This window comes from Spirosoma horti, assembly GCF_054776595.1.
This window is the reverse complement of record NZ_BAAHBQ010000005.1, coordinates 258,697-272,200: the sequence shown is the minus strand read 5'-3', so window position 1 is coordinate 272,200 and position 13,504 is coordinate 258,697. Positions and strand designations below refer to the sequence as shown.

The 13,504-nt window shown below is 51.3% G+C and carries 11 protein-coding genes; 5 read left to right on the top strand and 6 right to left on the bottom strand.

The features are described from left to right. The first annotated feature begins 1 nt into the window (after window position 1). Window positions 2-2,839 (top strand): fibronectin type III domain-containing protein, encoded by a 2,838-nt coding sequence (locus ACYVAM_RS16180; protein ID WP_461068766.1) that lies wholly within the window; start codon window positions 2-4, stop codon window positions 2,837-2,839. Continuing rightward, on the top strand, window positions 2,836-3,276 hold the full coding sequence (locus ACYVAM_RS16175; RefSeq protein WP_461068764.1) for a hypothetical protein: 441 nt from the start codon (window positions 2,836-2,838) through the stop codon (window positions 3,274-3,276). Before ACYVAM_RS16180 ends, ACYVAM_RS16175 begins: the two co-directional genes overlap by 4 nt. An 18-nt stretch (window positions 3,277-3,294) precedes the next feature. Here ACYVAM_RS16175 and ACYVAM_RS16170 read toward each other — a convergent pair whose 3' ends face one another. Continuing rightward, window positions 3,295-5,019 (bottom strand): GMC oxidoreductase, encoded by a 1,725-nt coding sequence (locus ACYVAM_RS16170; RefSeq protein WP_461068762.1) that lies wholly within the window; start codon window positions 5,017-5,019, stop codon window positions 3,295-3,297. A 239-nt stretch (window positions 5,020-5,258) separates the two neighbouring features. Here ACYVAM_RS16170 and ACYVAM_RS16165 point away from each other — a divergent pair, with 239 nt between their 5' ends. Both ACYVAM_RS16165 and ACYVAM_RS16160 read left to right on the top strand, forming a co-directional pair. Further along, window positions 5,259-6,617, top strand: a complete 1,359-nt coding sequence (locus tag ACYVAM_RS16165; protein ID WP_461068760.1) for a cytochrome P450 — start codon at window positions 5,259-5,261, stop codon at window positions 6,615-6,617. Window positions 6,618-6,827: 210 nt separating this feature from the next. Beyond that, a complete protein-coding gene (locus ACYVAM_RS16160) occupies window positions 6,828-7,205 on the top strand; it encodes an HPF/RaiA family ribosome-associated protein (RefSeq protein ID WP_461068758.1) in 378 nt (125 codons plus the stop codon). Between the two features lie 81 nt (window positions 7,206-7,286). Here the strand turns inward: ACYVAM_RS16160 and metK are convergent, their stop codons facing one another. From metK to ACYVAM_RS16140, 4 genes are all read right to left on the bottom strand, one after another. Beyond that, on the bottom strand, window positions 7,287-8,564 hold the full coding sequence (metK, locus tag ACYVAM_RS16155; protein ID WP_461068756.1) for a methionine adenosyltransferase: 1,278 nt from the start codon (window positions 8,562-8,564) through the stop codon (window positions 7,287-7,289). Window positions 8,565-8,648: 84 nt separating this feature from the next. Next, the gene (locus ACYVAM_RS16150) at window positions 8,649-9,845 is read right to left on the bottom strand and encodes a lycopene cyclase family protein (protein WP_461068754.1); all 1,197 of its coding nucleotides are present in this window, start codon (window positions 9,843-9,845) and stop codon (window positions 8,649-8,651) included. Between the two features lie 133 nt (window positions 9,846-9,978). Further along, window positions 9,979-10,872, bottom strand: coding sequence for a lipoyl synthase (gene lipA / locus ACYVAM_RS16145; protein WP_461068752.1), 894 nt, complete (start codon window positions 10,870-10,872; stop codon window positions 9,979-9,981). Between the two features lie 132 nt (window positions 10,873-11,004). Beyond that, window positions 11,005-11,790, bottom strand: coding sequence for a hypothetical protein (locus ACYVAM_RS16140; protein ID WP_461068750.1), 786 nt, complete (start codon window positions 11,788-11,790; stop codon window positions 11,005-11,007). 250 nt (window positions 11,791-12,040) lie between these two features. Here ACYVAM_RS16140 and ACYVAM_RS16135 point away from each other — a divergent pair, with 250 nt between their 5' ends. Next, window positions 12,041-12,475: an OsmC family protein gene (locus tag ACYVAM_RS16135; protein WP_461068748.1), complete on the top strand. Its 435-nt coding sequence runs from the start codon at window positions 12,041-12,043 to the stop codon at window positions 12,473-12,475. 15 nt (window positions 12,476-12,490) lie between these two features. Here the strand turns inward: ACYVAM_RS16135 and ACYVAM_RS16130 are convergent, their stop codons facing one another. Beyond that, a complete protein-coding gene (locus ACYVAM_RS16130) occupies window positions 12,491-13,258 on the bottom strand; it encodes a hypothetical protein (RefSeq protein WP_461068746.1) in 768 nt (255 codons plus the stop codon). Window positions 13,259-13,504: the final 246 nt, after the last annotated feature.

The following is a 13,504-nucleotide window of genomic DNA, read 5'->3' as shown; positions in this document are numbered from 1 at the left end:
CATGAAACTACCCCTGCCCTATTTACTACTGAGTTTGGCGATGTTGGTAGCCACTCGTGTGTTTGCCCAGTCCAACGCGCCGACGGGTCTAACCGGTACGGCACCCGCGTATAACCGGGTCGTGCTGACCTGGAAAGACAATTCGACCAACGAAACCAGGTTCGAGATCGAGCGAAACAACTTCACCAGTTTCACCAAAATCGGTGAAGTTGGCGCTAATGTTACTACCTATACGGACAATAGCGTCGGGGGCGGCACCTATCGCGTTCGGGTCATTTTTCCGACCGGAGCAACGGCCGTCTCGAACGAATTTACCATCAGCACCCCACCCGAACCACCCGGAACCCCAACAGGCCTCACCGTAATTCCGCAGAACAGCAACAGCATTAAGTTGACCTGGAACAATGGGTCGGGGAGCGCCCCCACCGACTACCGGATTGAACGGGGAACCAGCTCGGGCGGTACGTTTACATTGTTGCAAACCGTGACCTACAGTCGTGCGCCAACGTTTACCGACGGTAGTGTAAGCGGTGGTCAGCCGTATTGTTATCGGGTCAGGTCCCAGAGCGGCAGCGTCGTGTCCGAGTTTACAGCGCCCATTTGTGCTACCCCACCCCTGTCTCCGACCAATGTCAAAAATCTACAGGCAAACGCGCTGAGCAGTAGTTCCATTAAACTGACCTGGGATCGCTACGGCAAAGAATCCGGTATTGGCATCGAACGCCGAACGGGCCAGTCGGGCGATTGGCGCCAGGTGGCTACCACGCTGGCCGATGGTGGTGAATTTACGGACAACAACCTGAGCAGCAACACCGAATACTGTTACCGCATCTCCGAAAGCGGGCACGATTATTCCAGTACGGCTTGTGCCACCACCCGGCAAAGTGCCCCCAGAGCACCAGCCCGGCTAACGGCTACAGCGGTGTCATCGTCGCAGCTTAACCTGACCTGGGCCGATCTGTCGGATAATGAAGCGAACTTTGAACTTCAGCGTGCCGATAGCCCCGGTGCTCAATTTTCGACCATTCAGACGTTAGGGCCAAATACAGTGACCTTCAGCGATCAGGGTTTACGAGCCAGCAACCAATATTGCTACCGGATTCGGGCCGTAAACAGCATCGGTGCCAGCGACTACACGGATAGCCAATGCGCGACGACACAGGCACCGCCCGTAGGCGCTCCCCAAAACCTGGTCGCCACCGCGACCTCGACAACCCAGATCAACCTGATCTGGGCGGGTGTGTCGGGCGCCACAAGCTACCAACTCGAACGGAGTCCCAATGGCAACGACGGCTGGAATAAAGTGGCCGATCCGGCTGGCAATGCCGTCAGCTACGACGATCCGGGGTTGACACCGAATACCCGTTATTACTACCGGGTTCGGGCCGTTGTCAATGGCACTCCAGGTCCCTTCAGTAACGTGGCCAACGCCATCACGCCCGATGTTCCACCGGCGGCACCAGCGCGACTGGACGCCACGGCCGTTTCCTACAACCAGATCAACCTAAGCTGGGCCGATCTGTCGGGTAACGAAAGTGGGTTTCAACTGGAGCGCAGCCCGAACGGGACGGATGGCTGGAGTAAACTGGCGGACCTGGGCCCTAATGCGACGAGCTACGAAGACAAAAGTGTTCAGCCCCAGACGCATTATTTCTACCGGGTGCGGGCTATCAATGCCGCAGGCCCGTCGGCTAATTCCAACGTCGCCGATGCGACGACACCGGTTGGTCCGCCCACTGCGGCACAGGACCTCAAAGCCACGGCTACGTCGACGACGCAGATTAGCCTGACCTGGAGTGCGATTCCCAATGCAGCGACCATTCTTATTGAGCGAAGCCCGGACGGCACCACTGGCTGGACATCCCTTACCACGGTCGGGGGCACGGCCACCAGCTACACTGATAACAATCTGACCGTCAATACCCACTACTATTATCGGATCAGGGCTACCAACGCAAGTGGACAGGGGCCGACCAGCAATGTGGCGGACGCTACCACGCCTGATGTACCACCGGCTCCACCCGCCCGGTTGACGGCTACGGCCGTATCGCCTACACAAATCAATCTGGCCTGGGCCGACCTGTCGGGCAACGAAAGCGGGTTTGAGCTTGAGCGCGGTGCCAGCGCCACGGGTACATTTGAAAAAATTGCCGATTTGCCCGCCAATACGACAAGCTACGAAGACAAGAACTTGACGGATAACCGGCCGTATTGCTACCGGATCAGGGCCAAAAACGCGGCTGGCCCGTCGGCCTACAGCGATGCGGCCTGCGCCACCACGCCCCTGGCCCCACCAGCAGTCCCGACGAACCTGACGGCGCAGGTATCTGATTATGATCAGATTCGGCTGAACTGGTCAGCGTTGAGCCCTTCAGCCGTTACGGTGGTCATCGAACGCTCGACAAACCCGACATCCGGCTTTGCTGAGATCAAGCAGCAACCGGCGAGCCAGACCAGTTACCTGGATATGGGCCTGCAGGAGTTTACAACCTATTACTACCGCATTCGGGCAGTGAATATGGCGGGCAATTCGGGCTATTCAAATGTAGCCAGTGCTCGAATCGAAGAGGTGATCATTGCCGTAGAAGACGAATTAGCGACTCACACCACACTCTACATGAATCAACAGGATCTGCACGTCGTTACCAACTGGTTTTCATCCATGCGGGCCACCATTCAGCTTATGACCGCAACGGGTCAACCGGTCCTGACCGACACCCGCAAAGTGAATCCGGCCGATGCCTGGCACTATGCCCTCGATCGCTTGCCGACAGGTATCTACATCATTTCCATCGTAGCCGACGGGCGTTCGCTCACCAAACGAATCTTAATTCCATGAAAACCAACCTGTTTCTTCTTTTTCTGCTGCTGAGTCTCGGCAGTTGCCAACCCAAACCGGTCAAGCCGATCACGGATTTGCTGGGCAAGGTCTGGAAAGCCAATACGGTCAACGAAGCAGATCGGCTGGTGTTTACGTTGGGGTCTACCACGAACATTAAACCAGGCTACATCAATTTCAGGCTCGACCTGAGTCGCCCCGATAAAGTCAGTCTGAAAGATGTGGATGGGCGGCTCGTAACCGGCACCTGGTCCGTTTCGACCGACAACAAGCGATTGATTTTAGCTAACCTCAACCCCAAACCCACCAATACGGGCGGCCTTATCGAATACAACATTCTGACAGAGCCAGACGGGTCGTCCCTGAAACTGGAACGAACATCAGAAAGTCGGAAAACCGGCAATACGATCGATCAGTATGCTTTAATTCCTGAGTAAGTTTTCAGCTTTCGTCTCTTATAAGTTTGCCTTCTTCATTTCGCCTACCGCAAAGTTTACAGCTCGGGCCGTTAGCGCCATAAAGGTGATCGACGGGTTCTGGGTACCGGTTGAGGTCATGGCTGCACCGTCCGTTACGAACACATTTTTCACACTGTGAAGCTGATTATGCGCATTGAGTAATGAGGTTTTGGGGTCGCGGCCCATCCGTACTCCGCCCATCTCGTGAATGTCGAGGCCGGGGTTGCGGTGATCGTCATAAGGTTTAATGTGCTTACACCCCGCCTTGTCCAGCATCTCCGATCCCTGTTCCAGAAAATCCTTCATGACCTTCAGATCGTTGTCGGTGTAGCCAATGTTCGTCACGAGTTGCGGAATCCCCCAGGGATCTTTCTGGTCGGTGCTGAGCCGAACCTGATTTTCATAACGTGGCACGGTTTCGGCCTGCATCATCATGAATACGTGCCAGGCACCGGGGTCACTTAGTTTATCTTTGAAATTGGCTCCGAAATCATCCTGCCCGGTTCCGCGCTGCCAATTGCCGCGAGCCGCACTAAACGCCACCATGTATCCCCGCTGGAAGTCCATTTCCTGCTTCCGAACGTTTCTAAAATTGGGCATAAAGGCCGTTGTTGGCCGCCGACCATAGTAATAGCCATCGTCGAAACCTTCATAATCGGCCACGATGTTGCCCCGATAGTTGTGAAACGCCACATAGCGACCCAGCGCACCACTATCGTTCCCGAGTCCGTTCGGGAATCGACGGGAGGTGGAATTGAGAAGAATCAGGTTCGTGTTCAGACAGGCCGCATTGACGAAGATAATCCGGGCGTAATATTCGGTCATCTGTTTGGTATGCGTATCGATGACGCGAACGCCAGTTGCCTTACCAGCCTTCCCGCCTTTTCCTTCCTCATATATAATCGAATGCACGACCGAATCGGGCCGGAGGGTTAACTTACCCGTTTTGGCAGCCCACGGAATGGTGGACGAATTGCTACTAAAATACCCACCATAGGGGCAGCCCCGGTAACACAAATGCCGCGCCTGGCACTGCGCCCGTCCCTGATCATAATGAATTTGTTTCGGTTCCGTCAGATGCGCACAGCGGCCAATGATCACATGGCGGTCTTTGTAGCTTTCGGCAACGCGTTTCTGAATGTGTTTCTCTACACAATTCAGTTGCCAGGGTTTTAAAAACTCGCCGTCGGGCAGGGTTTCCAGCCCGTCTTTGTTGCCGCTGATACCCACAAATTTTTCCACGTGGCTATACCATGGCGCAATATCTTCATACCGAATGGGCCAGTCGATGGCGGCCCCATCGCGGGCGTTGGCTTCGAAATCAAACTTACTCCACCGCTGCGTTTGCCGCGCCCAGATCAACGATTTACCCCCAACCTGATAGCCCCGAATCCAGTCGAACGGTTTTTCCTGTACATACGGGTGCTCGGCATCTTTGACAAAAAACTGCTGCGTCCCTTCATCCAGGGCGTAGCATTTGGTAGCAATCGGATTCTCTTTATCGAACGCGTCCGACATCCGGTTCCGGTGCGGGAACTCCCACGGATTGAGCGTTGCCGTTGGGTAGTCGACAATGTGTTTCACATCGCGTCCGCGTTCGAGCACGAGCGTTTTCAACCCTTTTTCGCAAAGTTCTTTAGCCGCCCAGCCGCCACTGATTCCCGAGCCAATCACGATGGCATCGTAGGTACGGGCAGCTTTAGCATCACCGGTAATGTTCATGAGGGTACAGGTTTAATACGTAAAGATAAATGAGCACGAGGAGAAAATTACGAGTACAGTTTTGACAATACATCTATTGTCATACAGGTTAGCAATAGATATATTGTCAACCATTCATAAACCATCGACGACGTCCTGGCCGAAGTGACGCCGATGGCTATTGACTACGCCTAGTGATTCTGTGCGGTCGTTCGTATCTTTATTGTCGGCCGGAGCCAGATTCAGGCCAGCTTTTCTGAATGGAAACAATTGCTAACCCCACTCAACCCGTTCCCCTGCACCCTGGTTTGCCCTTCCTGGGCAACACGCTGGCCTTTCTTCGGAATCCGCTAGGCACCCTGGATACGTTGCAGCGAAACCATGACCGTATGGTTCACCTACGCATCGGCGGTCGGAATCAGTATCTGGTTTTGCAGCCCGAAGATGCCAAACACGTTCTGCAGGAAAACCACCGGAATTATGGCCGTTCACCGGCGTTCGAAATCCTCAAAATCTTCCTGGGAAATGGCCTGCTTACCAGTGACGGCGATTTTTGGCGCAGGCAACGTCGATTGGCGCAACCGGCCTTCCATCGACAGAAACTGGCCGCGCTGACCCAGACCATGATTTCGGAAACGGCCGACTGGCTTGATGAGCTTAATGGCCATACCCTGAACGAGCCGGTCAATGTCTCGCAGGCCTTTATGGACGTAACCATGCGCATTGTCTGCAAAACGCTGTTCGGATCTGATACCAACGGTAAACTCGACGGCCTTTCCAACGCGCTGGACACGCTCAATTACCTGGCGAACAAGCGGATGTTGTCCCCGCTCCGGTTGCCCTACGCCTGGCCAACGCCCGATAATCAACGCTCTAAACGGGCCCGGATGCAGGTCGATTCGTTTATTTTCGGGCTTATCGATGAACGACGAAAAGCCCCCGACGAACGCGATGATTTATTGGGGATGCTGCTCAGCGCCGAAGATGAAGAAACGGGTGAGCGCATGTCGAATCAGCAGCTGCGGGATGAATCGGTAACCATTTTTTCGGCCGGTCACGAAACCACGGCGGTTTCGATGGCCTGGACGATCCACCTCCTCACCAAACACCCTGACGTCTTGGCCCGGCTTAAGGCCGAAAGCCAATCCGTTCTGGGTGATGCCCGAACACCAGCACCTGAAGCCTTTCGTGCATTGACCTACACGATGCAGGTTGTCCAGGAATCTCTGCGGCTTTATCCACCCGCCTGGATTATGAGCCGACGGGCACACCAGGACGATCATATAGGCCCGTATACGATTCCGGCGGGCGATACGGCTTTGGTCTGTCCCTACCTTCTGCACCGCGACCCGAACAACTGGCCTGTTCCTGATCGGTTCGACCCTGACCGATTTGCGCCGGGTGGGCCAAAAGAAAGCCTGCACTCGTACGCTTATTTGCCTTTTGGCGGAGGGCCACGTTTATGCATCGGTAATCAGTTTGCGCTGATGGAGATGCAAATCCTGTTGGCAATGTTCGTCCGCCGTTTTAGGCCTAAAGCCGTCAATAATCAGCGCATTATTCCGAAGCCATTGATCACATTGCGGCCCAACCAGGCTATTCGGGCTGTTTTAGCGTAACCAGCCAATTATACTTTTCGAAGAACTTTACGATGAAACCGTTCCACGCGTAACAAAAAGTATACATACCTCAATCATTTAACTCGTAAAGTGCATATTGACCGTGAAACACGCTTGTATCTTTCATAGATGCTATTGACTTTGTGACCGATAAAGCCAACCTTAGTTAATCCATTGATGTTCTGATTAATTCACCTTAAAAACGACACGATGAGACTACAAATTAATGCCGTTAAGTTTACGGCCGATCAAAGCCTGTTAGATTTTATCCAGGCGAAACTCGATAAGTTGGACACATTTCATGACCATATTATTGGCGGAGAGGTGTTTCTAAGGCTAGATGGAGCCGACTCCAACAAGGTTAAAGAGAAGGTAGTGGAAGTCAGGCTGATGTTGCCAGGCAAAGAACTGTTTGTCAAAGAACATGACAAGAGCTTCGAAAGCGCAACGGACCGTGTGATGGATGTGCTGAAAGATAAGCTTGTTCGGTTTAAACAAAAACGTAATGATATTTCCAGTCCTGCCATTACAGAAGCTAAAACGCAGGTAGAAGATGAAGATGAGGTCTATGAGACCGATGAGTTATAAACGAGTATAACTTTATGCAAAACAGAAAAGCCACTCCCATAAGAGTGGCTTTTCTGTTTATGACGCGATTAGAACGGTGCCCTACAATCCAAATTCAGCTTTTACCTGATCAACGAAGTCCAGTTTCTCCCAGGTAAACAATTCGACTTCGACTTCTTTGGTTTGCCCGTTCGAGCCGAATGTCTTCTTCACGATTTCATTCTTACGGCCCATGTGCCCATAAGCGGCCGTTTCCGAATAGATTGGGTTACGAAGTTTAAGCCGTTGCTCAATGGCATACGGACGCATATCGAAAATGGCAGCCACTTTTTCGGCAATCTCGCCATCGTGTATGTCTACTTTCGATGTGCCATACGTATTCACGTATAAACCACAAGGCTTGGCAACGCCAATGGCATAAGAAACCTGTACCAGCACCTGGTCGCAAAGACCGGCAGCGACCAGGTTCTTGGCGATGTGCCGGGTAGCATAGGCTGCCGAACGGTCTACTTTGGACGGATCTTTTCCGGAGAAGGCACCACCGCCGTGAGCACCTTTACCACCGTAGGTATCGACAATGATCTTACGGCCTGTTAGACCGGTATCCCCGTGAGGACCACCAATGACGAACTTACCCGTTGGGTTGATGTAATACGTAATGTTATCGGTGAACAAGCCATGAAGTTCCGCCTTCTGAGCGGCTTTCACGCGTGGAATAACAATATTGATAATGTCATTCTTGATTTTCGCGAGCATCGTTTCGTCGTCGGCGAAATCATCGTGCTGCGTCGACACCACAATCGTATCGATACGAATTGGCTGATCGTCGTCCGAATACTCAATCGTCACCTGCGACTTGGCATCCGGCCGAAGGTAAGGCATCAAGTCAAGCTCGTTGTTGCGGATTTGTGACATTTCCCGCAGAATGGCGTGGGCCAGATCCAGCGGCAAGGGCATGTAATTATCCGTTTCGTTGGTTGCATAGCCGAACATCATACCCTGATCGCCCGCGCCCTGCGCATTGGCCAGCGTCTCGAAATCGGGATTCTCCACCTTACGATCAACACCCTGATTGATGTCAGCCGATTGGTCGTGAAGGGCCGAGAAAATACCGCATGAGTTGGCCTCAAACATGTATTCGCTCTTGGTATAACCAATTTTACGAATGACATCACGCGTAATCTTCTGAACGTCCAGATACGTATCCGTCTTGATTTCGCCAGCCAGTACGACCTGACCTGTGGTAACGAGCGTTTCGCAGGCTACTTTACTGGACGGATCAAAGGCCAGAAAATTATCAATCAATGCATCAGAGATTTGGTCGGCAACTTTATCGGGATGGCCCTCGGAAACAGACTCGGAAGTAAAGAGATAAGGCATTGCGCTATCTATAGAACTTGGTTAGAAAGTGCAAAGCTACGAGTTTCTGTGTAGGGGGCAAGTCGCTATCGGTTTCGGATGGTCTTATCCGACTATCTTTCGGCGTAGTACATCAAAAAAAGCGCTGAGAAAGGGCCTAAATGGCATCGTCGCAAACAACCGTAGTTCATCCATAAAACTGGTCTCTTCATCCAGGAACGTGAAGACTCGTCCAGGATTCTCCGTGTATACCCGCGTAAAAATGTCATCGGCCGGGTGGCGATGCTTCTCCAGTACATTGAGAAAAATACTGTCATATAGTTTAAATCGGCGGGCTAACCAGGGAGCAGGCCGATGGGGCTTGCCCGTTTTTACCAAATTTTGGACAATCGTCTGTAAATACCGTTGCGTCCGGTGGAATGTGTAGCCCGTTGACGCTTTGGTATACCCCCCCGATGTGCCAATTCGAACGATATGCTCAGATGGATTTTCGGGAGCGGATTCATCCGACATTGGAATTACACCGTATTCGGTTTCGCTGATTTCGTAAGCACCCGCCCGTAGGTATTGGTCGATGTAATGTCGTAGCTCGACTTCATACTCGCCGTCGGTAAGCAGTTTTTCGTTAAAGAGGGTAAACTCAACCAGTGCCGTTCGTTCATCGAACGGCAACACGTATAGGAACCGACAATCACCATGCTGCTTCACCCGAAAATCCATAATTTCGGGACGTTGAGGATCAAAACACGCATGCTCAGTCTGAATCACCCACCCTTTAAAATGTTGTAATAAATTGTGATTTTCGGGCTGGTCCAGCTTCAACAGAAATGTACTATCAAACACATAATCAGCCATATATGGCTCATCATCGGCAATGACGAATCCACCCTGTGGTGTATCTTTTAGGCGGTTAATAGTTGCCTGCTTCCATTCGATAGTAGGGTGTTTGGCCAGCTCCTGTTGTACGAACTCGTAGAAATCTACACCCCGGAGCATCTTGTACTGATAGGCGCCCATTTCGATAGGCCCGGCATAGGTTGTCCCGTGAAAGCTGACCGTATCCCAGGTGCGAAACAGTATGGGGTCAAAGTGAGTCAATCGGGATGCCCTTCCCGGCTCACCTTCCGAACGGGAAGGCGTATTCTTTGGCTCCCAAAAACACCAGGTGCGGTCGTTGCTGTTTTTAGCTTCTCGATCCAGAATTAAAATGCTTCGGTCGCGTAGCGGTGACTGACTCAGGTAATAGGCCAGACTCAAACCCGCCATCCCGCCCCCGGCAATGATGAAGTCGTATTTTTTCATGCGGCAAAGAAAAAGTCCGAACCCAGGGCCCGGACTCTCTTCTCTAAGTCTAGAATAAACTTAATTGTTTACGAAGTCATGAAAACGGTGCGTAGCTGAGTCCCATTATTGCTCATTAGCTACTTATCTCTTTTTATACGTTGACATGCTTTTCGGCATGGTAACTCGACCGTACCAATGGACCGGCCTCCACGTATTTCAAGCCACGTTTCAATCCTTCTTCCCGGTATTTAGCAAATGTTTCGGGATGAATCCATTCAATGACTTCGTGGTGCATTTTGGTTGGCTGCAGGTACTGGCCCAAGGTTAAAATATCGAGTCCGTTTGCCGCCAGATCATCCATTGCCTTCACCAGTTCATCGTAGGTTTCGCCCAAACCGAGCATAATGCCCGATTTTGTCCGTTGTCCGTATTCTTTCGTACGACGGATCTGCTCCAGGCTACGCTCGTAACGAGCTTGTGGCCGAACACGCCGATAAAGCCGCTCAACGGTTTCCATATTATGGGAAACAACTTCCTGGCCTGCTGAAATCATCCGTTCGAGGGCTTCCCAGTTTCCTTTTGTGTCAGGAATCAACGTTTCGATAGTCGTTGCGGGCGATGCTTCTTTGATCAGTCGTACCGTTTGGTACCAGATTTCGGCACCCCGGTCTTTTAATTCATCCCGGTTGACCGATGTAAGGACCGCATGCTTGACCTTCATCAGCACAATCGCTTCGGCTACGCGACGAGGCTCATCGGTATCATATTCATTTGGACGGCCCGTGGCTACAGCGCAAAACGTACAACTTCGGGTACATACGTTCCCTAAAATCATAAACGTGGCCGTACCGGCTCCCCAGCACTCACCCATGTTTGGGCAGTTGCCGCTCTCGCAAATTGTATGGAGTTTATGTTCATCCACCAGCTTACGAACTTTTGCATATTCGGGGCCAATGGGCAGTTTCACGCGAAGCCAGTCGGGACGTTTCGGTACGCCCGCCCGGTTACGTTGTTGTTCGGAGGGTATTACGGGTAGTTCAATCATGTCACCTCAATCCTTTCCAGCAAAATTCGTTTTTCGGACGTAAAGTTCACCAACCGGGACTGAGTACGCAAACGGAATTCAAGGCAGCGAAGGTGACGGCGTCACGCCAGACGCCCTTTCCCGTTTGTCTCTCTATTTTTTACTACCAAAAAATAAGGTGATGTACCCCGAGGTGAAGAAGCTACGGTTTCCATCTTCCCGTTTGCCTGTCGGATCGGGATTGGGAATGATAACGATTTTGTTGGGGAAAGCCTCGGCCAGAAAACCGATTTCGACGCCTGTAGTATTGTTTCGAAAAGCGCTCAGTTCAAAACTAAGAGCCGCTTTCAGGTTTAAGCCAACGGTCAGCTTCGATTCACCAATTCCCTGAAAAAAGCCCCCTGCTCCCGTAACGGTTTCGCCGGCGGAGGTAGCAAATCCATTAACCTGTGAGGCCGGTACCGTTCGGGTCTGGTTCCCGTAAGAAACTTCAAGATAATAGGGCTTAACGATACCCAGCGATGGACCCGCAGCCAGAATGCCGCTAATGGCAATGCCTTCATCGGCGCTACGCTGAAACAGCTTCACCTCCCGACCATAGGAAGGCCGCAGAACAAATAGATAGTTCTCTTTCCCATCCAGATAACCGGAGCCAATATTATTGATAGAAGACCGAAGTTCTTTGGGGTGTTTTACGTTCACCAGTTCGACACTGAGATACCGATACTGCGGCATACCGAACAGCGAATTAGAGAGCTGCTTGGACTGCCTGAATGCGAAGCCGCCAACAATACCCGAGTTTGTATTTGTTGTGATGCCAAACGTGGTTATCGTTTTGTAATTATCCTCTTCAACATCAGCTTTTTGCGCTACGGCTCGCGGCCCCCATAACAGCGAGGTGCATAGCAAAAAACCAGTCAATACGTATATAGTTCTCATCGTCGTAAAATCCTGAAATAAAAATACTATTTTTTGCTGTTGTTAACAACTTCAAACCAAAGTATTAGCGTAACTACCCGTTCATCTATATGTTTACGTTTATAAATCAGGAAGCGGCAAAAACTATAAGTTGTAAGTTTGCAGGTCGCAAGTCTGGTTAGCGTCAGGGTTCTCTGACCGCACCAGACAGCGAGCAGTAACTGGTTTTTATCAGCGACTGAACACATATAAATCCATTAGTTACCCTTTTATGGCCACAATTCATATTGACTACCTAGGCGAGTTACGCACCGAATGCGTCCATCTGCAATCGGGCACTCACATCAATACCGATGCGCCCACCGATAACCAGGGCCGGGGCGAAGCCTTCTCGCCTACCGATCTGGTGGCAAATGCACTGGGCACCTGTATCATTACAACGATGGCCATTTTTGCCCGACGGGACGGTATCGAGCTAAAGGGAAGCAAGCTGGACGTAACCAAAATTATGACCAGCCAGCCACCCCGGCGCATCGCCCGCATTGACGTTGACCTGACCCTACAGACCAATGCGTTACCCGATGAGGCAACCCGTACCCGGCTTGAAGCCATTGCTCACTCGTGTCCGGTAGCTATCAGCCTGCATCCCGACATTGAGCAGGCGGTGAGCATTTGCTGGGAAGAAAGCATTCCCGTTTCAGAATAAACTGGCGTGCCGGGTTTATCGGTTCTTCTTTCGTTTCTGCCGCCAGCGCTTAACATCGGCGGTCAGGTTTTCGAGAAAAAACGATGGTCCAACGGACAAATAAAGTCCGGTATAATTGATTTGACTTTCGGGAATATCCCGTTTTAGAATGAATCGGTAGCCTGTCAGCACATTGAGGCCAAACCAGTGCAAGGGTCGTAACCAAGGCACCAGAGGAAACTGATAGGCTGCCGATACACCTACGCCCAATGGCAAAAAAACACCCCTCGCTACTTCATTTTTACCAGCCAGATCGTCGTTAACTTCATATCTGGAATGGCCATACCCCAGTTCAATAGGCATACTCACTTCAAAGGCTTTCCGGCGGAACAGATAACGCTCATAATAGACGGTGGCAATGCGCAGACGGCGCGTAACAGACTCCGATGTATTGGGCAACAGACCTGGCCTGTCGATATGCTGATTAAGAAAATAAAAGCCAGCCCCCGCCTTAAAACTGGCGGATCGACCTCCCGCGAGAGCCGGTCTATCTCGTTTTGACGGAAACAAAAAACCAGCCCTTATCCCATATACACTAACCGGCACCCGGCGGTTGTCTTCGCTACGGGTATCCTTAAAAAAGAAAAAGCGCTGATCAGTAGATGCCGTAAACGTCAACGATTTAGGTTGCGCTACCTGAACACCCGTTGTATCGGCGTTTTTTTCCAGCGGTTGCCACACCGCTCCGGCATGTACATGCCAAAGAGTGAAGAACAAAAAAAGACCTGTACAGGTGAGCTGCACAAAGCATTGAAGAGTTATCCGCCAAGGTTGCCTGTTTCTTTTCATCATACGATGAATACATAACCGATAAAGACAACAATGGTTAGACTACAAACGGCTGCGGTTACTTATAAATCAGCCAAAGGCAATTAATTTATAGTAAATAGATAGGCATAAACGTGAAAGCAGTTCGTGGAAGCGCCGTAAACTAATTCAGATAGCCCCGTATAGTATATAAAAATAAGCGATCCTGATAGAATACATATT